Origin of the sequence: Ilumatobacter sp. (assembly GCF_030065885.1) — a bacterium.
In the GTDB taxonomy this organism is placed as follows: domain Bacteria; phylum Actinomycetota; class Acidimicrobiia; order Acidimicrobiales; family Ilumatobacteraceae; genus Ilumatobacter.
In genome coordinates, this window is record NZ_JASJCS010000010.1 from 19562 (window position 1) to 34119 (window position 14558).

The 14558-nt window shown below is 71.5% G+C and carries 12 protein-coding genes; 6 read left to right on the top strand and 6 right to left on the bottom strand.

Features of this window, described 5'->3' with window-relative positions; genetic code table 11:
• The first annotated feature begins 9 nt into the window (after window positions 1-9).
• The gene (locus QNJ12_RS04245) at window positions 10-2403 is read left to right on the top strand and encodes a xanthine dehydrogenase family protein molybdopterin-binding subunit (protein ID WP_300619250.1); all 2394 of its coding nucleotides are present in this window, start codon (window positions 10-12) and stop codon (window positions 2401-2403) included.
• 107 nt (window positions 2404-2510) lie between these two features.
• Window positions 2511-3560, top strand: coding sequence for a hypothetical protein (locus tag QNJ12_RS04250; RefSeq protein ID WP_300619253.1), 1050 nt, complete (start codon window positions 2511-2513; stop codon window positions 3558-3560).
• Window positions 3561-3627: 67 nt separating this feature from the next.
• On the opposite strand, the gene QNJ12_RS04255 is transcribed toward QNJ12_RS04250, so the two are convergent.
• Both QNJ12_RS04255 and QNJ12_RS04260 read right to left on the bottom strand, forming a co-directional pair.
• On the bottom strand, window positions 3628-4626 hold the full coding sequence (locus QNJ12_RS04255) for a cyclase family protein (protein ID WP_300619255.1): 999 nt from the start codon (window positions 4624-4626) through the stop codon (window positions 3628-3630).
• 60 nt (window positions 4627-4686) lie between these two features.
• A complete protein-coding gene (locus tag QNJ12_RS04260; RefSeq protein ID WP_300619258.1) occupies window positions 4687-5286 on the bottom strand; it encodes a hypothetical protein in 600 nt (199 codons plus the stop codon).
• Window positions 5287-5403: 117 nt separating this feature from the next.
• Here QNJ12_RS04260 and QNJ12_RS04265 point away from each other — a divergent pair, with 117 nt between their 5' ends.
• The 3 genes from QNJ12_RS04265 to QNJ12_RS04275 all read left to right on the top strand — a co-directional run bounded on the left by QNJ12_RS04265 (window position 5404) and on the right by QNJ12_RS04275 (window position 8746).
• Window positions 5404-6624, top strand: coding sequence for a CaiB/BaiF CoA-transferase family protein (locus QNJ12_RS04265; RefSeq protein ID WP_300619260.1), 1221 nt, complete (start codon window positions 5404-5406; stop codon window positions 6622-6624).
• Between the two features lie 71 nt (window positions 6625-6695).
• Window positions 6696-7592 carry a non-homologous end-joining DNA ligase gene (gene ligD, locus QNJ12_RS04270; protein ID WP_300619263.1) on the top strand — a complete coding sequence of 299 codons (897 nt, stop codon included), beginning with the start codon at window positions 6696-6698 and terminating at the stop codon, window positions 7590-7592.
• Window positions 7589-8746, top strand: coding sequence for an aminotransferase class V-fold PLP-dependent enzyme (locus tag QNJ12_RS04275; protein ID WP_300619266.1), 1158 nt, complete (start codon window positions 7589-7591; stop codon window positions 8744-8746). Before ligD ends, QNJ12_RS04275 begins: the two co-directional genes overlap by 4 nt.
• 272 nt (window positions 8747-9018) lie before the next feature.
• On the opposite strand, the gene QNJ12_RS04280 is transcribed toward QNJ12_RS04275, so the two are convergent.
• From QNJ12_RS04280 to QNJ12_RS04290, 3 genes are read right to left on the bottom strand one after another with little or no spacing between them, the layout of a single operon-like run.
• Window positions 9019-10002 carry an MBL fold metallo-hydrolase gene (locus QNJ12_RS04280; protein WP_300619269.1) on the bottom strand — a complete coding sequence of 328 codons (984 nt, stop codon included), beginning with the start codon at window positions 10000-10002 and terminating at the stop codon, window positions 9019-9021.
• 47 nt (window positions 10003-10049) lie between these two features.
• Entirely contained in the window at window positions 10050-11006 is a 957-nt protein-coding gene (locus QNJ12_RS04285; protein WP_300619272.1) for an asparaginase, read from the bottom strand.
• Window positions 11007-11040: 34 nt separating this feature from the next.
• Complete coding sequence (locus QNJ12_RS04290) at window positions 11041-12240, bottom strand: AI-2E family transporter (protein ID WP_300619275.1); 1200 nt, start codon at window positions 12238-12240, stop codon at window positions 11041-11043.
• A 38-nt stretch (window positions 12241-12278) separates the two neighbouring features.
• Here QNJ12_RS04290 and QNJ12_RS04295 point away from each other — a divergent pair, with 38 nt between their 5' ends.
• Window positions 12279-13136, top strand: coding sequence for an oxygenase MpaB family protein (locus QNJ12_RS04295; protein ID WP_300619278.1), 858 nt, complete (start codon window positions 12279-12281; stop codon window positions 13134-13136).
• Window positions 13137-13335: 199 nt separating this feature from the next.
• Here the strand turns inward: QNJ12_RS04295 and QNJ12_RS04300 are convergent, their stop codons facing one another.
• Window positions 13336-14526: a crosslink repair DNA glycosylase YcaQ family protein gene (locus QNJ12_RS04300; RefSeq protein WP_300619281.1), complete on the bottom strand. Its 1191-nt coding sequence runs from the start codon at window positions 14524-14526 to the stop codon at window positions 13336-13338.
• Window positions 14527-14558 lie beyond the last annotated feature (32 nt).

Below are 14558 nucleotides of genomic sequence, written 5' to 3' on the forward strand. Positions count from 1 at the left end.
TCCGCTCCGATGACCGCCACCCTCCCGTCCTCCGTTCACGGCTCGATCCTCGGCAACCGCGTGATGCGCACCGAAGACCCCGCCTTGCTCACCGGGTCGGCCCGGTACGTCGCGGACCTCGACCTCGACCGCCCGCTCCACGCGGTGTTCGTCCGCTCCGACATCGCCCACGGCACGATCAACTCGATCGACGTCGACGAGGCGAGGCAGATGCCCGGCGTCGTCGACGTCTGGACCGCGGCCGAGCTCGACGTATCGCCGCACCACGGCTTCGCCAAGATCCACGACGACTTCGCCCGACCGCCGCTGGCGACCGAGCGGGTGCGCTTCGTCGGCGAGGCCGTGGCCGTCGTGTTCGCCGAGTCGGCTCGCGAGGGCGTCGATGCAGCACAGGCGGTCTGGGCCGACATCGAGCCCTTGCCCGCGGTGACCGATCCCGAGCTCGCGCTGGCCGACGGAGCCCCGGTCGTCTTCCCTGACCACGGGGACAACATCGCCACGACCGAATCACCAGACGAGCCAGTCGACATCGACGCGGTCTCCGACGTGGTCGTCCGCGGCCGGTACGTCAACCAACGCATCGCCGTGGCACCGATGGAGCCGCACGGATTCGCCGTCGCGCCTGCGGACGACGGCCGGCTGACCGTCTACCCGTCGAACCAGTTCCCGCACTACGTCCGCATGTTCCTGGCCGGTGCGACCGGGATCGGCGCCGAACGGCTGCACGTCGTGACCCCGCAGGTCGGCGGGGGCTTCGGCGGCAAGGCCGGCCTGCAGCACGAGTACACCGTCGTCGCCGTCGCGGCCGATCGGCTCGGTCGGCCGGTCGTGTGGATCCCGACCCGCACCGAGGACATGCAGGCCAAGGACCACTCCCGCGCCCAGGTGCAGTACGCCGAGCTCGGTTGTCGAGCGGACGGGACGTTCACGGGGCTGCGGGTCCACCTCGTCGGCAACGGCGGCGCCTACCCGGGCATCGGTGCCGCGCTGCCGGGAGGCACGCGGCGGATGTCGCATGGAACGTACGACTTCCCGGCGATCGACTTCGACGTCGCCGTCGCCGTGACGAACACGCCACCGACCGGGGCGTACCGCGGTGCGGGCCGACCCGAGGCGACCGCGCTCCTCGAACGACTCGTCGACCAGGCGGCGCGCGAGCTGAGCATCGATCCGATCGAGTTGCGCGAGCGGAACCTGCTCGGCGACGACGTCTTCCCGTTCACGAGCCACACCGGCAACGTCTACGACTCCGGGCGCTACCTGCTGCCGCTGCGAACGGCGGCCGACGCGATCGGCTACGACGAGCTGCGGGCAGAACAGGCGGCCCGCCGAGAGTCCGGCGACGTGCGACAGCTGGGGATCGGTGTCGCCTGCTACGTCGAGATCACCGCCGGCGGACTGGGCAGCGAGTTCGGTCGGGTGGACGTCCACGCCGACGGCAGCGCGACGATCTACGCCGGCACCCTCTCCCACGGCCAGGGCCACCAGACGACCTACGCGATGCTCGTCAGCGCTCGCACCGGGATCCCGGTCGATCGCATCTCGCTCGTCGACGGCGACACCGACCGGGTGCGAGAGGGCAGCGGCACGGGCGGCTCGCGGTCGTTGCAGGTCGGTGGCTCGGCGGTGGACCAGGCGACGGAGGTGCTCGTCGACCGGGCGAAGGCGCTCGCTGCCGACGTGCTCGAGGCCGACGCCGCCGACATCGTCGTCGACGTCGACGCCGGCACGATCGGCGTCACGGGCGTACCGGCGAGTGCGCTCACGTGGGCCGAGCTCGCCGCCCGCGCCGAGTCCGACGGCGAGCCGCTGACCGCCGACACCGTGTTCGAGCAGGACGGGGCGACGTTCCCGTTCGGCGCGCACATCGCCGTGGTCGAGGTCGACACCGAGACCGGCGAGGCGCGCCTGATCCGTCACGTCGCCGTCGACGACTGCGGCACGGTGGTCAACAAGCTCCTCGTCGAGGGTCAGCAGCACGGCGGCGTCGCATCGGGCGTCGGACAGGCGCTGTACGAGGAGGTCCGCTACGACGGCCACGGCAACCCGATCACCTCCAACTTCGCCGACTACGGCCTGCCCTCGGCAGCCGAGATGCCGAGCTTCGAGGTGCACTCGACCGAGACGCCGTCACCGCTCAACCCGCTCGGCGCCAAGGGCATCGGCGAGGCGGCCACGATCGGGTCGACCCCGGCGATCCAGAACGCGGTCATCGACGCCGTGTCACACCTCGGCGTCCGTCACATCGACATGCCGTGCAGCGCCGAGCGGGTGTGGAGGGCGATCGAGGCGGCGCGCCACGGCAACGGCGATCCGTGGCGCGAGCCGCCTGCGGTGTTCGCGTCGATGACGAAGGGCGTCGTGGGCGACGAAGCCGCAGCCGAGGCGGCCGACGGAATCTGATCACCGGCGCCGCCGGACCGGCCGAACGGAACCCGGCTCCACCCACCGGTCTGGGTACGCTGCGGCGACATGGACGAGTCGTCGCCGGATCCTGGCCGCGGTACGGCGTGACGACCTCAGACCTCACCCGCCGTGTGATCGGGCGCGCCCGCCGGACGATCTCCGGGTTGGCCGCCCGCGACACAGTTCCGTCGGTCGCCGCGCCGGAGCCGGCCGAGGGGCTCCACGAGTGCGAGCTCTACCGCGGCTACGACGACGCCGACGTGGCGCGCCTCGAACTGCTGAGGTCGCCGGCACCGGTCGCGGGGAAGCCCGGCTTCGCGACCGACTTCATCGGCGCCCGGACCAGGATCGACATGCTGCCCGGCGCCGACCGCTTCGACGGCCGGACCGTGTACGAGTTGCCCGTCCCCGGCGATCGGTTGCATGCCGAGACCGCCGAGTACGCCGCGCTGGCGCTGGCGTTCAGCCTGGCCGGTCCGGACCGGTTCCAGGTGTTCGAGCTCGGCGCAGGTTGGGCGCCGTGGATGACCGGAGCGGGCCTCGTCGCGAAGCGCCGCGGGATCGGCCACGTCCGGCTCCTCGGTGTCGAGGCGGGCGACCAGCGGTTCGGGTTCGCCCTCGACCACCTCGCCGAGAACGGGCTGCGGCCGGCCGGCGACGAGCCGGTCACCGAGCTCGACGGGGTTCGCTGCGAGCTGCTGCACGGCGCGATCTCGTGGGAGGACGGCGAGCTCTTCTTCCCGACGGGCGACGCGCTCGACTACGGCATGGCGGCGCAGCCGACCGATGCACCCCACGACTACCGCGGCGTGGCGTTCGAGCAGCGGGCGGTGCAGGCGTTCGCGCTCCCGCGCCTGCTCGCCGAGCACGGGCTCGTCGACCTGCTCCACATCGACATCCAGGGCACCGAAGCCGAGCTGATCGAGCGGTCCCTCGGCCCGATCGACGAGCACGTCCGCGTCATGTGCGTGGGCACCCACAGCCGGGCGATCGAGGGCGAGCTGCTCGGCACGCTCCACCGCGCGGGCTGGCGCCTCCACGGCGAGAAGCCGTGCCGCTTCGTCCACGACGCCGACGGCGCCACGCTGGAGGCGATGACGTCGCACGACGGCGTCCAGACCTGGGTCAACCCGCGTCTCACCGATCCGGTCTGAGGGTGCGGCGCGGTGCCGCCACCGACCACCCGGCCCGGTTCGGCCGGATCGGTGCCACCGGTGCGAGCTACTTGATGGCGAGCGCGTTCGGCGGGCTCGCCACGCCGCTCGGCAGGTTCAGTGGCGCCGAGCTGAAGAAGAAGTCGTAGCGACCATCGGCCGCGCAATCCGCCGCGAGATCGTCGAGCGCGAACATCTCACCGAGCGGCAGTCCGAGCATCGGCAGCAGGACGGTGTGGCCGAACGCCTCGTGGAGGCGTCGCTGGTCGGCGCGGACCTCGGCCATTCGATCCTCGGGAAGCAGGACACCGGGCGGCCACACCTCGACGCTCGGGTTGTCGCACCCGATCGCCGCGATGTGGAGGTTCCAGAGCGTCCGTGCGAGCTCGTCGCCGGGACGCAGGCCCGGCGCGCGCAGTTCGGATCGATCGGCGATGCGCTCGCGCACCTCGGTCGGTTGCTCCTCGTACCAGCCGACCCATCCGAACCGCACCAGCAGCACGTCTCCCTCGTCGACCTCGGTGCCCTGGTCGGCGAGGCAGGCGAGCAGTTCGTCGGCGCCGACGTCGTCCGCCCGGTCACAGCGGAGCGGGCGACCCTGTCGCTCGCGCCAGCGAGCGATGTCGGCGAGCACACCTCGCCCGACGATGCCACGTCGCGCCCAGTGGTCGACGCCGTGGTCCCCGTCGGCGACGCCACCGAAGTGACCGGTACCGGGCTCGTCCTCGAGCGCCGCGTGGTTTCGGATGTGACGGAAGCCGTCCCACTGGCTCGACGACTGGGTGTTCCACGAGTGCAGCACGTCGTCGTGACTGGTGCTGACGTCGTCGCCGGTGATCTCGTGGCGGTACGACGCCCGGCCGAACAGCGGCGGGTCCGGCAGCCGCATCGACCAGTTGAGCGCGAACGCACGGCCGCGTTCGATCAGTTGGCCGGCAGCTGCTGCGCGCTCCTCGGTCAGCAGGTTGAGGCAACCGAAGGCGTCGCCGTCGTCGGTCCAGACGTCCCACGCGCACGGGAGTCCGGCGCGGAGCGGCAGGTCGTCGTAGTCGGGCAGCCCGGTCATGCCTGCATGTCAGCAGGTCGGCGACGACAACGACGACACCGACGACCCGGCGGCGGAGTGTCAGATCGTCTCGGTCACCACATCGATGACGGGCATCTTCTGATCGAAGTGGCGCAGCGCCTCGGCGGCGGACTTGACGATCGACGGCAGGCGCGGGTCGTCGTCGCGGGTGCGGATCACGAGCCGGAGCCGGGTGGTGTCGCGGTGCACCTCGAAGACGACCGACGGCGGGTCACCGACGACGTCCTCGGGCTGGATGACCCCCGAGATGAGGAGCTCACGCCTGACGGCGGCGACGTGGGCGACCCCCGAGCGGGCAGCGGTGTCGACGGCGCCTGCGAGATCGGCGCCGGCCAGGTGGGTGCCCGGGCCGAACGAGATCGCGTGCTTCGGGTTGCCGGTGATCACCACCGGGATCCGCGACCGCGCCGCGCACAGGGCACCGCGTTCGCCTGGTGCGAGGTCGCCACCGGCGCGGCTCACGACGGCGACGTCGATGTCGCCGCCGTCGAGCGGGCACTCGCCCATCGGCTCGAGACCGCGGCAGGGCGACGACGCATCGTCGGGTTCGCAACCCACGACCGCGTGGCCGGCTGCACGCAGCTCGGCCTCCGCACCGGCGCCGACACCTGGTGCGCCCTCGACCAACAGCACCTTCATGCTCAGCTCCTCTCGGGGGGCGAAACGAATCACTCGATGGTGCCAGCCGGTCGACCCACGGCATAGGGCCGTTGGTCCCGGTTCTCCGCAGAGTGGTCGATCGGCCACGATGGTGCGATGGAGACGCCGCTGGAGGGCATCCGGGTCCTCGACTTCACCCGCGTCCTCGCCGGTCCGCACTGCACCCGCATGCTGTGCGATCTGGGCGCCGAGGTGATCAAGATCGAGCCGCCCGCCGGCGACGTCACACGGTTCACGTATCCGCGCCGCAACAGCATGCCCACCTACTACGTGCAGCAGAACACGGGCAAGCGATCGGTCAGCCTCGACCTGCAGCGACCCGAGGCGGTCGAGATCGCGCTCGAGCTCGCAGAGCGCAGCGACGTCCTCGTCGAGAACTACCGACCCGGTGTGATGGACCGCTTCGGGCTCGGCTACGACGCCGTCAGCGCCCGCAACCCCCGGATCGTGTACACGTCGATCTCGGGCTACGGGGCGACGGGCCCGTGGCGTGACCGGCGGGCGTACGCGCCCGTCGTCCAGGCCGAGGTCGGGTTGACGAAGTCGCAGGGCGACCACGGCGGCCACGGCGCGTACCGCAACGACCGTCACAGCCACGCCGACCTGTACACCGCGCTCGACGCGGCTGCGGCACTGCTCGCCGCGCTCTACCAGCGCGAGCGAACCGGCCGCGGGCAGTGGATCGACGTCGCGATGGCCCAGGTGACGCTCTACCTGAACGAGCACGTCCACAACGACCTGTGGGACGGCGACACCGATCCGAACTGGATCCGCAGCTTCGGCAACGAGCACCAGCCGGTGGTCACCCTCGCCAACGGCGACCAGGTCATCATCGCCGGGCACCCCGCCTCGAAGGGGAACTTCGAGATGTACATCGGCGCGATCGAGCGGCCCGACCTCGCCCACGACCCTCGCTTCGCCACGCCCGCCAGCCGCCAGGAGCACATCGACGACCTGGTCGCGTACATCCGCGAGTACGCCGCGACCGTGCCCGACGCCGAGGCGTTCGAAGCCCAGTGCTCGCGGTTCAGCCTGGCGGTCGGCGCGATCCGCTCCGTCGCCGAGGTGTGCGACAGCGAGTGGGCCCGCGAACGGGGGGTCATCGCCGAGGTCGACGACCGGGGCGGCGGCACGTACCGGATCCCGAACGCGCCGTGGACGTTCAGCGACGGGCCGGGCGTGGGCGTACGCGGCACGCCCCGCTACCGCGGTGAGGACAACGCCGAGGTGCTGCGCGAGGTGCTCGGCTTCGGTGACGCCGACATCGAGCAGCTGGCCGAATCGGGCGTGCTCTCCGAGCACCGCCCACGTGGATGAGTCGCACGCCGGCATCCCGGCGAACGGGTGAGGATCGGCGACCGGGTGAACGACACGATGCATGAGCTGCGATGCCGCTGACCTTCCCGGTGGCCCCGATGAAGGCGACGCTCGGCTCGCTGCCGGCCGACGACGACCGGTGGGCGTTCGAGGTGAAGTTCGACGGCTACCGCACGCTCGCCTTCGTCGACGGCGAATCGGTCAGGCTGCAGTCGAGCAACCAGCACGACGTCACGGCGTCGTATCCCGAGCTCACCGATCTGCCCCAAGGCGTCAACGCGGGCATCGCCGTGCTCGACGGCGAGCTCGTCGTGCTCGACGACGACGGCCGACCGCGCTTCGAGCTCATGCAGCGGCACGAGCGCGAGGCGGTGTACCAGGTGTTCGACGTGCTCCGCATCGACGATCACGACACGATCGGACTGCCCTACGAGGACCGCCGGCGGCTGCTCGAGCAGCTCGTCGAGCCCGGCCCGAACTGGCTGGTGCCGGCGCACAGCGTCGGTGGCGGCGCGGCGTTGCTCGCGGCGACCGGCGCCCAGGGGCTCGAGGGCATCATGGCGAAGCGGCTGGCGTCGACCTGGGTGCCCGGCAAGCGCACACCGAACTGGCGCAAGATCAAGCACCGCCGACGCACCGAGGTCGTGATCGGCGGCTTCACGGCCGGCGAGGGCAACCGTGCGTCGACGTTCGGCTCGCTGCTGGTGGGGCGGTGGGACGGTCCCCGGCTGGCCTTCGCCGGGGGCGTCGGCACGGGATTCGACCAGGTCACGCTCGACCGGCTCGGGAACCGGCTCCGCGACATCCGCACCGGCGACTGCCCCTTCGACCCGATCCCCCCGGCCCCGTACCGACGCCACGCCACCTGGGTCGAGCCGACGTTGTCGGCCCTGATCGAGATGACCGAGTTCACCAACGACGGTCTGGTCCGCCATGCCAGCTTCATCGAACTGGTGGACGGATCGTGAAGCACGGCGAGATGCTCGACTGGGCCCGCCGACTCGACGCGGGCGACCCGCTCGGCGCGTGGCGCGAGCGATTCCAGATCCCCGACCCCGACCTCGCCTACCTCGACGGGAACTCGCTGGGCATGCCGCCGAAGCGCACGCTCGAACGCGTGCAGACCGTGATCCGCGACGAGTGGGCGGGCGGCCTGATCCGCAGCTGGGAAGACTGGCTCGACCTCCCCCAGCGCGTCGGTGACCGGCTCGCGCCGCTCATCGGCGCTGGTGCCGGCGAGGTGACCGTGCACGACTCCACCACGGTGAACCTGTACCAACTCGTCGTCGCTGCTGTCCGGCTCCGCCCCGATCGGTCGGTGATCGCGATCGAATCGAAGGACTTCCCGACCGACCGATACGTGGTCGACGGCATCGCTCGTGCGCGAGGTCTCACGGTGCAGGAGGGCTTCGACGACCTCGGCGGCGTCGCCGTGGCGGTCCGGTCGATGATCGACTACCGGAGCGCCGAGATCGTCGACCTTGCCGCCGAGACGGCCCGGGCACGCCGGGCGGGCGCGCTGGTGGTCTGGGACCTCTCGCATGCGGCCGGCCTGCACCCGGTCGGCCTCCACGCGGCGGGCGCCGAGCTGGCGGTCGGATGCACCTACAAATTCCTGAACGGCGGTCCCGGCGCGCCGGGCTTCAGCTATGTCGCCGGCTCGCTGATCGAGCAGCTCGATCAGCCGATCCAGGGCTGGTTCGCGCAGGTCGACCAGTTCGCGATGGGCTCGGCGTTCGCGCCCCGACCCGACATCGGGCGCACCCTGATCGGCACTCCGGGCATCATCGGGCTCGCCGCCGCCGAGGAGGGCATCGCACTCACCGCGGAAGCCGGGATCGACGCGATCAGGGCGAAATCGATCGCGCTCGGCCGCTTCGCGCTCGATTGGTGCGATCGGCTCGGGCTCGACACCTCGACGCCCCGCGACGATCACCGCCGCGGAGGGCACGTGTGCGTCCACCACCCGAACGCCCGCGCCGTCACCGCGCGGCTGGCGACGGAGCACGGAGTGCTCGCCGACTTCCGGGAACCCGATGTGATCCGCCTCGGCTGCTCACCGTTGACGACGCGCTACGGCGACGTGGCGCGGGCCCTCGCCGCCGTCGACTCGATGCGCTGAGCGCCGGCCGCGACGGCAGCGACAATTGCAGCGACACGATACGGCGGAGCGAGCGGTGGTGGGGGCACCCCGAAGAGCACCCCCACCGACGGCCGACCCCGGCGGATGGGTCGGCCGACACCGCGAACCCGTGGACCGCCGGCTGGACCCCCGCGCCGCCGACGGCGTGGACGACGACACTAGCCCGGCCCGCGACGTCCATCGTCACGACCAGCCATTGCGCCCGGCGTGGCCGGTGCCTCGTGACGAGACAGCGTCGTCGAGGCGCTCGCTCAGACCGCCGTGTACACGCTGGTCAACCGAGCCGGGCCGCCCGCCTCGACGGCGGCGCGCCCTTCTGCGACGAGCTTGACCAGGTGCGCCCAGACGCTGCGGCGCGCCGGCTTGTGGAGCTCGCGACGGACGTCCGCGTACAGCACCTCGACGATCGCCGGGACGGTCGTCGGGCCCGCAGCGAGCGCGCGCACGATCGCCGCCTCGCGTTCCTCACGATGCACGAGCAGGGACTCGACGTAGCGGCGACCGTCGGTGCGACACGGACCGTGCGTCGGCCAGAGCACCCGGTCGTCGCGATCGGCGACCCCGCGCAGCGAGGCGAAGTACGCGGCCATGTCACCGTCGGGCGGCGAGACGACCGTCGTGCTCCAACCCATCACGTGATCGCCCGTGAACAGGGTCTCCTCCTCGGCGAAGGCCCAACACGTGTGGTTCGACGTGTGACCCGGCGTGTGGACGGCGGTGATCGTGAGTCCACGTCCCGAGACGACGACGTCACCGTCGACGACCGCGTCGGTCGGTCGGAAGTCGTGGTCGGTCGACTCCTCGATCACGACACCGGCCGGCGCGCCCGCGTCGGCGCGGTCACCGGCGTCCGATGCTGGCTCCAACTCGTCGGCGGGGACGTCGGCGACGACCGCGGGGTCCGGACGAGGATGTGGCCCGAAGGCGATCGTCGGTGCGCCGCTGACGTCGCGGAGCCACGTCGACAGCGGTGAGTGATCGGCATGACAGTGCGTGACGAGGATCGCCCGAACGCGCTCGCCGTCGAGGGCCTGCTCCAACGCACGCCGATGGGACTCCAGTCGCGGACCGGGGTCGATCACGACGACGTCACCGCGGCCGACGAGGTAGGTGCCCGTGCCCCGGTACGTGAACTTCGACGGGTTCTCGGCGATGACCCGGCGGATCTGGGGGCTGACCTGGTCGACGCGCCCGTACTCGACCTCGTCGAGCGCGAGGAACTCCGGGCCGGCCATCGAACGATCATGCCCGACCGGTTGCGTGCACCAGGCGTCGGGCGCGGTCAGCCGATGACCGGCCGGATCGTGCCGACCGGCTCGCCGTGGCCCAGCACCGGATCGCCGAGCTCGGTCGGATCGACGTCGACGCCGACCGTCCGCAGCGTGGCCGCCAGCACGATGCCCGCCGGCCGGGACGCGCCGTCGGCGATCTTCACGGCGGCGGCGCGTCCGTCGGGGAGGGCTGCCGCGAACATCCCCTCGGCGCCGTCCTTGGCCATCAGGCCGGGCACCCGCCGCATGATCCGCGTGACGTCACGGGTATCGCCACCGACCAGGTCGGGATGTGACGTCATCGCCGCCCACACGTCGCCTCGGGCGATCGCCAGCGAGCGGAACGCCCTGGCGAGCCCCGCCAGCGTCACGACATGGGCGGGTGCGCCGCAGCCGTCGACGCCGATGTGGTCGACGTGCCCGGCGAGCCGCTCGATGTGGCCGGTGATCGCGACCTGGAGCGGATGAGCCGGGTCGAGGTAGCCGTCGATCGGCCAGTGGTTGGCGACGCAGGTGGCCACCATGGCGGCGTGCTTGCCCGAGCAGTTCATCCTGATCGGCACCCGCCGGCCACCCCCCGCGAGCAACGCCTCGGCGGCCGGCTTGTGGATCGGGAGGTCGGGTGTGTTCGCGAGCGCCTCGTCTCCGAGCCCGGCCTCGGCCAGCGTGGAGCGCACGACGGCGACGTGGCGATCGGTGCCGTCGTGGCTGGCACAGGCGACTGCGAGCTGCTCGGGCGAGAGGATCAGACCGAGCCCGAGCATTGCGTCGGCCTGCATCGGCTTGTTCGACGAGCGCGGGTAGATCGCGACGTCGGATTCGCCGACCGAGAACACCTGGCCACCGTCGCGATCGAGTGCGACGGCAGCGCCGTGGTGGACGCTCTCGTCGTAGCCCGAACGGCTCGAGATCGCGACCGGCTCGTAGGCGCCGTCACTCGGCGTCGTCCTCGGCCGCCGTTCATTCATCGCCGTGCATTCGTCGCCGTTCATTCGTCGCCGTTCATTCGTCGCTCGGTGCCGGGCTCCGGCCGGGCAGGCTGAGCTCGGTGAGGGCGTCGTCGACGATCGGGTGCCGCTCACCCCACTCACCGACGATCGCCTGCACCATCGCGGCGCCCGGCAGGGCGAGGATCGCCCCCGCCGCACCGAGCAGCTGGAAGCCCCCGAGCGCGGCACCGAAGGCGACCGCGGGGTGCAACTCCATGGTGCGGGCGGTGATGCGAGGCGCGAAGAAGTAGTTCTCGACCTGCTGGTAGACGATGATGAACGCCAGCACGATCGCCGCCTTGGTCGGCGATTCGAGGAACGTGATCAGCACCGGGAGCACACCGGCGATGTACGTGCCGACGACGGGCAGGAACTGGCTGACGAGGCCGACCCACAGCGCGAGCGGGATCGGCGCCTGGATGTCGGCCGCCTGGAACACGATCCAGTGGAAGAACGCGGAGAGCAGCGCCAACAGCGCCCGCGAGTAGAGGTAGCCACCGGTCTTGGTGATCGCCAGCTCCCACGCCATGAGCACCATCCGCTGGCGGTCGGGCCGCAGCCGGCTGCAGATCACGCGCCGCAGGCGGGGCCCGTCGGCGACGAGGTAGTAGGTGAACAGCAGCACCGACAGGGCCGCCAGCAAGCCGCTCAGCGCCTGCAGCGACAGGTTGACGACGTTGTCCTGCTGCGCGTCGATGAACTCCTGCACGGGGCCGTCGGGGTCGTTGAACTCGTCGACGACCTCCTGCGGGTCGAGCTCGGTGCCGAACGTGTCGTTGATCGTGTCGACGGTGTCGACGATGTACTGCTCGGAGTTCTGCAGCAGGTCGGCGATCTGGGTCCCGACGAGCGTTCCGATCGCGCCGACGAAGACGCCGGCGGCGGCCATCACGCCGAAGAGGATCGCCGCCGTGGCGCGGCCGCGCCGCCAGCCGCGGCGGGCGAGACGGTTGACCCCCGGCTCGATCGCGAGCGCCAGGAAGAGTGCGATGACGAGCAGCAGGGCAAGGCCGGACAGGCGGATCCACACGTGGCGCGCCAGGCCGACGACGATGAACGCGAACCAGAAGAGGATGATGGCGCGGATGACCCACGGGGGGACGCGTTGTCCGTCCGCGGGGACGAGGGGATCGAGATCGACCGCGCTCGGCGACGATGTGCCTGGCGGGAGTTGTTCGTCGCCGGCCGGAGGATCGACGGGCTGATCGGGCACAGCGAGAGCGTAGTGACGCCGCGTGGCAGCATGTTGTGATGCCGCTCGACGACGTGCGCTCCCGGATCGCCGCCATGGTGCGTGCCGGGGTCATCGGCGATCGCGAGCGCGCGGCGACGCGGCATGCCGAGCTGTTCGAGGCTCCTGGCGAGCGGTGGTTCGAGGAGGAGTCGCCGATCAGGCGCGTCCACGCCGACAGCGCGATGTTCGTCGGTGGGCTCCGTGCGCTGCTGCTCCAGTCGCTCCACCCGCTGGCGATGGCGGGCGTGGCCGAGCACAGCGACTACCGCCACGACCCGTGGGGGCGCCTGCAGCGCACCGCCGACTTCCTCGCCTCGACGACCTACGGCCCGATCGACCAGGCCGAGCGGGCGATCGCTCGAGTCCACGCGGTGCACGAGCGCGTGACGGGCGTCGCCAGCGATGGCCGGCCGTATGCGGCGAACGACCCCCATCTGCTGCGCTGGGTGCACCTCGCCGAGGTCGACAGCTTCCTCGCCGCGCACACACGGCACGGCGCCGAGCCGCTGCTCGACGACGAGCGCGACGAGTACGTCGCGCAGATGGCGGTGATCGCCCGCGGGCTCGGAGTCCCGGCGCCACCCGAATCGGTGCGTGCGCTTCGCGATCAGCTGCGCGCGTATCGGCCCGAGCTGCGGGGAACCCCCGAAGCTCGCGACGCCGCTCGCTATCTCCTGCTCCAGCCGCCGATGCATCCGGCGGCACGACCGGTCTACGGGGTGATTGCCGCCGCCGCCGTGGCGATGCTGCCGCGCTGGGCCAGGATGCCGCTGCGGCTGCCGTGGATGCCGGTGACCGAGCGCATGGCGGTGCGACCCGCCGGCGACGCGCTCACCCGGTGGTTGCGGTGGGCGCTCACCGAGCCCGCGGTCTGATCGGGCTGCGCACGTGGCGCCGCTCGTGTAGCGGCCGCCCTCCCGTTCTGCGGTGCTCGCTCCGCTGCGCTCCTCGCCTCGCTACCTCATCGCACGCGGTCTGCGTTGCGGCGATGACCGGATCCGCCTACCGAAGCTCGCCGTCTCCGCTGAGCTCCGATGCTCGCCCACCTCGCACAACTGACGTGTTCGAGAGTCCTCAGCCAAGTGCGGTGGCCAGTGCCGGGCGGAGGTCGCCGCCGCCGTTCAGGCGCACGTCGTCCAGGTCGAGCCACGCCGCCATCGATCGCAGTTCCTCGGCCAGCTCGCCGGCGACGAGGTCGCGCGGCACGCCGGGCTCGGCCCACGCAGCCTGGACCAGCAGCTCACCGGCCGCTCTGTCGGCCTTCAGGTCGACGCGACCGACGAGGTCGTCGCCGAGGAGGAACGGCAGGACGTAGTAGCCGAACCGCCGCTTGGGCTTCGGCACGTAGATCTCGATCCGGTAGTGGAAGCCGAACAGCCGCTCGGCGCGCTCACGGAACCAGACCACGGGATCGAACGGGCTGAGCAGGGCGCGAGCCCCGATCCGCCGCGGGATCGTCGCGTCGGGGTGCATGTAGGCGGGCTTCCCCCATCCCTCGACCTCGACCGGCACGAGGCGGCCCTCCTCGACGAGCTCGGCGAAGAGCGGCCGGGTGTGCGTCAGGCGGTGGTAGTCGGCGAGGTCGGCGGCGGTGCCGACGCCGTGATGCTTCGCTGCCAGCACGAGCAGCTCCTTCTTCGACTCGTCCACGTCGAGTCTCGGACCATGACGGAGGGCGTCGGGGATGACGTGCTCGACCGCGTGGTAGAGGCGGGCGAAGTCGGACTCCCTGCGGGTTGCGGTCACCTCGCCGACACGGAAGAGGTGCTCCAGCGCCCGCTTGCCATCGTCCCAGTCCCACCACGGCTCCTTGGGTCGGTCGCGCATCTCGAGGTCGCTGGCGACGATCGGCCCGTGGTTGCGAACGTGGTCGAGCACGTCGGCGACGAAGTCGGCCCGATCGGAGGCCCAGGCGCGGAGGCGTTCCCATCGCGGGTGGGCGTCCATCGCCCAGCGGTGCAACGGGTAGTGCTCGACGGGGACGTGGCACGCCTCGTGCACCCAGTACTCGAACAGCTCGCCGTCACGGGTCGCGTCCCAGATCAGCGAGCGGGGATGCGGGCCGAGCCGCGAGAACAAGGGCAGCTCCTGGCTGCGCACGAGCACGTTGACCGCATCGATCTGGATGAGCCCCATCCGGTCGAGCACACGCCGCAGGTGACGCCGGTCGATCCGCCCGGTCGGACGAGGGTCGGCGAACCCCTGCGCCCCGAGGGCGACACGCCGCGCCTGGGCGGCCGAGAGTCGGGTGCGGGACGCGGGCATCGGATCAGCCTGGCACGTCGACCGGCAGCCTC

Bases quoted from the DNA above. Each gene is read 5' to 3' on its own strand.
- QNJ12_RS04280 (WP_300619269.1), bottom strand. From the start codon at position 10,002: ATGGCCGGCCCGGAGTTCCTCGCGCTCGACGAGGTCGAGTACGGGCGC.
- QNJ12_RS04295 (WP_300619278.1), top strand. From the start codon at position 12,279: ATGCCGCTCGACGACGTGCGCTCCCGGATCGCCGCCATGGTGCGTGCC.
- QNJ12_RS04260 (WP_300619258.1), bottom strand. From the start codon at position 5,286: ATGAAGGTGCTGTTGGTCGAGGGCGCACCAGGTGTCGGCGCCGGTGCG.
- QNJ12_RS04245 (WP_300619250.1), top strand. From the start codon at position 10: ATGACCGCCACCCTCCCGTCCTCCGTTCACGGCTCGATCCTCGGCAAC.
- QNJ12_RS04255 (WP_300619255.1), bottom strand. From the start codon at position 4,626: ATGACCGGGCTGCCCGACTACGACGACCTGCCGCTCCGCGCCGGACTC.
- ligD (WP_300619263.1), top strand. From the start codon at position 6,696: ATGCCGCTGACCTTCCCGGTGGCCCCGATGAAGGCGACGCTCGGCTCG.
- QNJ12_RS04265 (WP_300619260.1), top strand. From the start codon at position 5,404: ATGGAGACGCCGCTGGAGGGCATCCGGGTCCTCGACTTCACCCGCGTC.
- QNJ12_RS04285 (WP_300619272.1), bottom strand. From the start codon at position 11,006: ATGAATGAACGGCGGCCGAGGACGACGCCGAGTGACGGCGCCTACGAG.
- QNJ12_RS04300 (WP_300619281.1), bottom strand. From the start codon at position 14,526: ATGCCCGCGTCCCGCACCCGACTCTCGGCCGCCCAGGCGCGGCGTGTC.